This is a genomic window from Patescibacteria group bacterium (assembly GCA_026397045.1).
GTDB lineage: Bacteria > Patescibacteriota > Saccharimonadia > CAILAD01 > BJGX01 > JAPLVO01.
Map to the genome: position 1 here is coordinate 1 of JAPLVO010000018.1, position 6,066 is coordinate 6,066.

The window sequence follows — 6,066 nt, forward strand, 5'->3', positions numbered from 1 at the left end:
CTGAGCTACTCCGGACTATTTACTTTCCAGCTGCCTACCTTCGCACTATGGCGAAGAGCTACTTCGGAATATTCATATATACCTAGTGATTATATCTGTTGAGATTAATATGGTCAAGATTTAAATTATTGACTAATACAAATATTTGTTTTAATATATTAAATGAAATTCAGCTTTTTACTAAGCTGCTTGAGTACCAAGGAGGAGGAATGTCGACCAAACCAATGCCTTATGACGAAAACCTAATTTACCATTGGATGGAAATGGGCATTTGCAGAAACGCAGCTACGGAAATATTTTTTTCGAGCAGCACAAAAGACCAAAATACTGCCAAGGCGATGTGCTCGCGCTGCCCAGTAATTGATATTTGCCTTAGATTTGCTCTCGAAAACTATGAAATTGGTGTTTGGGGTGGCACTAGCGATAGACAAAGAAAGAATATCAGAAAATATCGACCGAATTAAATTTCGGCTAGAGCCCCGAAGTACGGGGCTCTTTAATTTGTATAATATAATAAAATATTGTACAATAGTAAAACTTCGCAAATTGCGGAGTGGGTTCTTTGAGAGGAATATGATGACGAGTATTTGGTATGGCAAAGAGGAAGTTCTTTGCACCCCAGGCAAAGCCTTGAATAACAGTGTTATTGCTAGGCGTATATTCGCGGCCGGGCTAGCAGGAAGTGGATGGAAGTTCTATCTAGTAACAAAATCTACCTATGAGGATAAAGATGCGGTAGGAGAAATCTGTACAATTGTTCGGCCAGTCGACAAAAATGAATATACTAGCCTACTATTCTTGCCGACGTTGGCAACCAGCGGAAAAAATGCGACCCAGAGTATAGGCCGAAGCCAAGCAGAGCTAACTATGTATAGAGATATACTTGCTAGCATTAGGCAGGGCTACACAGACAACTGGCAGGGTATGAAACTAGATGCCGATAGGCTAAATAGTTTTAGCGAGATTGTGGAGGCCATTAGCCGAAGCCTAAGCAGTAGGAATTCAGCACTCGCAAAACAGGCCGGACTTATCAAGCCTACTATCCACGACTCAGCTGGGCGCAAAAACCCCGGTGCGGCTGCTAGTAAGCATGTCGCTATGGAAAGTCGCTTGTCGGCCAGGCTAAGCTTTGAGGATATCAGCAAGAGTTCTGTTGATACACGGGCAATTTTTGCCGAAACGATAATTGGATCTATCCATGACGATATAAGAGACATGGGTAAATATCGGCTATCCGCACCGGCATTAGCTAGACAGCTCGAAATAAAGTTAACTCGAGCACGGATAAAGCCAGTACTCTGGGCTTCGCTATACTGTGATTACCTTTACCCAGAGGGGCTCGATACCAAAGAGGCACAGGCGAAGGTTATAGAGCTTTTTAGCGCAGAGATATCATTAATGATCGTGCGCGAGCTTATTAACCTCAAAACTCGGGACCCTAAAGGTCTGAGTAGCGTCAATCTGGCACTTATGATTCTGGAGGTTTCGCCTTCAGAGTCAGAATACCAGAGCCTTTTCAAATCAATTCATCATTGTGTTACCGGGATAAAGTCAGGGATCGAGCAGGGTTTGGACATTAGCAACGATATCCAGAAAGCTAAAGTGCTGGTTCGGAATCGGGCTAGCAGCGACCCAAATCATCCTTGGTATCTCAAGCCCCTACCACTGGCCTCGTCTTAGACGAGGCCAGTTAGCTTTGTGTAATTTTCTGTCTACTAGTAAAATAGCTAATATGTCTAAAAAAGTTAAAGACCTAAAAAAATACCAGAAAGCACTACTGCTAGCTCTTGTTATCCTGCTGGTAGTTATTTTTGAAAACTTATTACTGATGATTAGATATAATCGCATAAATAAGTATTCAACTGAAACCATTGGTGTTAGCTATAGCCAGGTTCAAGCCGAACGCTACGAAGGCGATTGGAGAGAAGGCTACATAGCGATGCTTGATGAATTGGGCTTTAAGAACATCAGGTTAGCTGCATACTGGAATAGGATAGAGCCTAGGCAAGGAGAATATGAATTCGCCGAACTAGACTGGATGATAAGTGAGGCTAGCAAAAGAGATGCAAAGATTACTTTAGTAGTTGGCCAAAAAAATATTCGCTACCCCGAATGTTTTTATCCTGATTGGGTAGATACTTCCGATACATCCGCTGCATCTAAGTACGCCATAGATATGGTAAAGCAGGTGGTCGAACACTACAAGAATAACCCTAACCTAGCTGGGTGGCAATTAGAAAACGAATTCCTGCTAAAAAGCTTTGGAAGCTGTCCCGGGAAGCTATTAACCAACCTCCAGTTATCCAGGGAGCTTGATGCCCTCAAATCTGTAGACAGTACTAGGCCAGTGACACTCACCCAGTCCGATCAATTTGGCTTCCCGCTAAAAGGCCCATTTGGTGATTGGTTTGGGTTCTCTATGTATCGATGGCACTGGAACAAGCAGCAAGGCTACTGGAAATATCCGCAAAATGGTACATATTTTTGGTGGAAAGCCAGTGTCATAAGTGCCCTTCTAGGACAAAATATAAAAATACATGAACTTCAAGCGGAAGCCTGGGGCCCAGTTGGTAATGAGACTCTAAGCTATGAAGAATCTACTAAGTCCATGAGCCCCAAGCAGTTCTACGAAAATATCCAGTATGCCCGTGAAACTAAAATAAAGAATTTTGATTTGTGGGGTGCTGAATGGTGGTGGTATATGAAACAGTCTGGCCGGCCAGAAATGTGGGATGCTGTTAAGGGACTCAAAAAATAAAGCTCTGACTTAGGTAGCAATCTACCATTAGCCTCAAGATGTAAAGCTTGAGCCATTATCATTACGCCCCATGCTTGCGAAATGTATTAATAGTAAATTAGGCTATGACCAGAACCTTCAAAACACCTTAGGAGGGTGACATGAAAAAAATAAAAATAGCAGCTATACCTTTAGTGATAGTAACAATAATGAGCCTTGTGATTGGCTCAACTACAGCATCCGCTGCAAGCTATGCGCCGGGGGCAGGCAGCAATAACCCTGCAGCCTTCATTAGCGCCTTTAATTTAATTGGCGGACAACCCAGAATAGGAGACGCAATAAACGCTGTCCATAGCTGGAATGCTGGATGTACTCAGGATTTTGTCGGTGGATGGAGCGGCAAGGGTGCAATCATGCAGGCAAATTGCTCTGGGGCTGCATACTCTGTGGTATACCGTCAGTGGGCATATATCGAAGCTCGCTGGGGCGGGATGGCCACAGCTATCATAGGCTACCCTACGGGCAGCGACTATCGCTGGGGGGCGGGTTGGATTCAGCACTTTGCTGGAGGTAATCAAAACAATACCACCCTAGCAAGAGCAGATCAGACAGGTATTGTTCGCTCTGTACGAGGGGATACCAGAAACTTCTGGCTCAACTCTCAGGGGGGACCAGCGGGAGGACTGGGCTACCCAGTAAGTGATGAATATGTATGGAGCGGTATATATAAGCAGGACTTTCAAGGGGGATCTATACTATGGGACCCCGTGAACAGAGCCAGGTTGTACTCTCCTGCTGCTCCTCCACCCGTGATTTCATCGCGAGAGCAAAAAGCAGTAAGCTGGGCAATAGCAGAAAAGAATTCAGCTAATCCACGCTGGAGCGATGAATTCGGTCGATCCTGGAGTGGATACTGTGAGGGATTTGCCGAAGTTGCCTTTGGTACTCGCGGCAGATTCCCTAGTGCCATAGCGCATTACCAATGGCAAGCTAGTAATGGCCGAATAAACACCGGCACAAAGCCCCCAGCAGGGGCACTGGTATTTTACGGTGGCGGTGGTGGCTATGGGCACATTGGCGTCTCAATAGGTAATGACCAAGTTATATCAACCCAAGGCTATGGTGGCCAAAATCTGCCAGTCTGGCAGCACAGCACAACCTATATTGGCCAATACCTGGGCTGGGCGTATGCTCCGCCTTCTTGGCCGGGTCGCTGAGTAGAATTGTTGCAATAATGGCTCGGTGGATTTTCCACCGAGCCATTAATTTTATGTCTAATTGCGCAGTACGCGCTCATAAACATCTAGGGTTCCCTGGGCAGTTTTTTTCCAGCTGTACTTTTTTACTTGCCGGTAGCCAAGCTTAGTGAGTTTGCTGGACAACTTCGGATCGGTCAGAACCGACAGCATTACCCTAGACATGCTTGCAATACTCTTGGGGTCAAAATAAACTGCTGCGTCCCCAAGCACTTCTGGCAGACAGGTAGCCTTACTACTAGCCACCGGCAGGCCGTGCGCCATAGCCTCGAGCGGTGGCAACCCGAACCCCTCTGAAAGCGAAGGGAAAACATACAGGCTAGCAGAGTTATAAAGGCTAGCGAGCTGTGCGTCGGTGACATAGCCCGTAAAGACAACCCTGTCTTGCAATTTAGCCTCTACAACAGCTTGCTCTAGGGCATTGTGAAAAGAATCTTTTTTGCCCGCGATTACAAGCTGGTAATCCAACATATACTTAGTGATAAGCCGCCCAAAAGCCATTATCATCCTCTCTAGGTTTTTGTGGGGGTAGGCGTTACCTATATACAGTAAGAATGGCTTATTTATGCCTGCCTTCGGAAGGTTAAATCTAGGAGTAGCAAAATCTTTGCCCACCGCTTCATGAGTGGTAACTACCTTATTTCGCCTGACCCTGAAAGTCTTAACTACATCTTCTTTGACATACTCTGTGGGAACAAGCACGGCCCTTGCGCGCCCTATTCCCTGTTTCAGGACTACATTGCGCATGATCTGCTCCTTAAGAAGATAATACATCCGTTCGGCCACTGAAGACCTAAGATTCTTAAAATGCAGCAAGGTCAAATCATGAATTGTTATTACAAACTTACCCTTGTAGGCAACTGGGAAGTTGAAATTAGTAAAATGAACGAGATCGGGTTTGCGGGTATTTATTATATTTATAAGTGCGGTCTGCTCTTTTGCTCCGAACCACTTTGCATCTGCGTCGACCAATTCTAAATTAGGTGCGGAAAGTTTTAGACCAGCCCTATCTTCCGGCCTAATAAGCAGTTCGTAGTCGTTTTTTTTATCAATAAGCAAAAGCTCGCGCAATGTGGATATACCTACCGATGCCTGTCTTATTTATTCCCCTGCCATCAATTAGTATTTTCATAGGTTTATATTATAACCCATAAATTACCAAACTTTTAATTCATAAATTCTGTAATTTATACAAACCAACCAAGGTAGCTCATTCGGGCATAGTGCCTGTATGTGCTACTCTACCCTTTTTAAAAGATAAAGTGCAGTACCGTTCGGCAAGGAGTATTCGGATATTATTGTAAATTTTTTATCTTGATTGAGTTTATTATTTTGAATCTTGGGGCTCAGCCTTTACTATTTTGGTTTTTTATACAATCTAAATAGGGCTAAATTCATAATTACTAATATTACAGAAAGTAATATTGAATACACGATGCCTACTAAGTTTTTGCCAGTAACAGCTAGGTCGAATAATGGTAGTGCGGTATCCATAAATATCTTTTGAGCCAAAAAACCTTCCTTGCCGGTGTCTAAATATATAGTTACTTTGTATGCCATGTAAAAAGTAATTATAAAATTTAGTGAAGTAAATATTATCAGCACATATCTTTCTAAAATATTTTTGTAATTTATATATTTAGCTATCAAGAATATAACTAGCAATATAAAAACTAACATGTACCTACCATTAGGAGAAAAGGATCCACTCCAATCATCAAAGCCCAGCTGAGTAAAGAATAAAAGGAGCATGCCAATAGCCAAACCAACGAATAAATATGACTCTGGCTCTACCCTTCTATTGTTATAAGCTTTTAATATATTACTCTTCAATTCTAGATAAAACCTATATATATATGGGCCAGAAACAATTAATATTGGGAAGTAAATTAATACACCCTTTACTCTATCGAATAATATTGCCATAAAGTTGTAAAGCATGTTTGCTCTAAATAATTGACCATTTTTGCCATATAGCTGGGATGGCAATACTACGCCGTAATTTATAAATAAAAAGCGTCCATACAATAATAACAAAGCCACCGAAATGGCAAAACAACTCCAGTACATTGC

The 6,066-nt window shown here is 42.9% G+C and carries 6 protein-coding genes; 4 read left to right on the top strand and 2 right to left on the bottom strand.

The window, feature by feature from the left end; translation table 11 throughout:
- Nucleotides 1-209 precede the first annotated feature (209 nt).
- The 4 genes from NT111_03335 to NT111_03350 all read left to right on the top strand — a co-directional run bounded on the left by NT111_03335 (nt 210) and on the right by NT111_03350 (nt 3,954).
- Nucleotides 210-464 (top strand): WhiB family transcriptional regulator, encoded by a 255-nt coding sequence (locus tag NT111_03335; protein ID MCX6805019.1) that lies wholly within the window; start codon nt 210-212, stop codon nt 462-464.
- Nucleotides 465-573: 109 nt separating this feature from the next.
- Nucleotides 574-1,680: a hypothetical protein gene (locus NT111_03340; protein MCX6805020.1), complete on the top strand. Its 1,107-nt coding sequence runs from the start codon at nt 574-576 to the stop codon at nt 1,678-1,680.
- Between the two features lie 52 nt (nt 1,681-1,732).
- Entirely contained in the window at nt 1,733-2,758 is a 1,026-nt protein-coding gene (locus tag NT111_03345) for a beta-galactosidase (protein ID MCX6805021.1), read from the top strand.
- Nucleotides 2,759-2,898: 140 nt separating this feature from the next.
- The gene (locus NT111_03350) at nt 2,899-3,954 is read left to right on the top strand and encodes an NlpC/P60 family protein (protein ID MCX6805022.1); all 1,056 of its coding nucleotides are present in this window, start codon (nt 2,899-2,901) and stop codon (nt 3,952-3,954) included.
- A 57-nt stretch (nt 3,955-4,011) separates the two neighbouring features.
- Here the strand turns inward: NT111_03350 and NT111_03355 are convergent, their stop codons facing one another.
- Together NT111_03355 and NT111_03360 are read right to left on the bottom strand one after the other, a co-directional pair.
- Nucleotides 4,012-5,064 (bottom strand): glycosyltransferase family 1 protein, encoded by a 1,053-nt coding sequence (locus NT111_03355; GenBank protein ID MCX6805023.1) that lies wholly within the window; start codon nt 5,062-5,064, stop codon nt 4,012-4,014.
- Nucleotides 5,065-5,349: 285 nt separating this feature from the next.
- A partial coding sequence (locus tag NT111_03360; protein MCX6805024.1) for a hypothetical protein occupies nt 5,350-6,066 on the bottom strand: 717 nt, incomplete at its 5' end.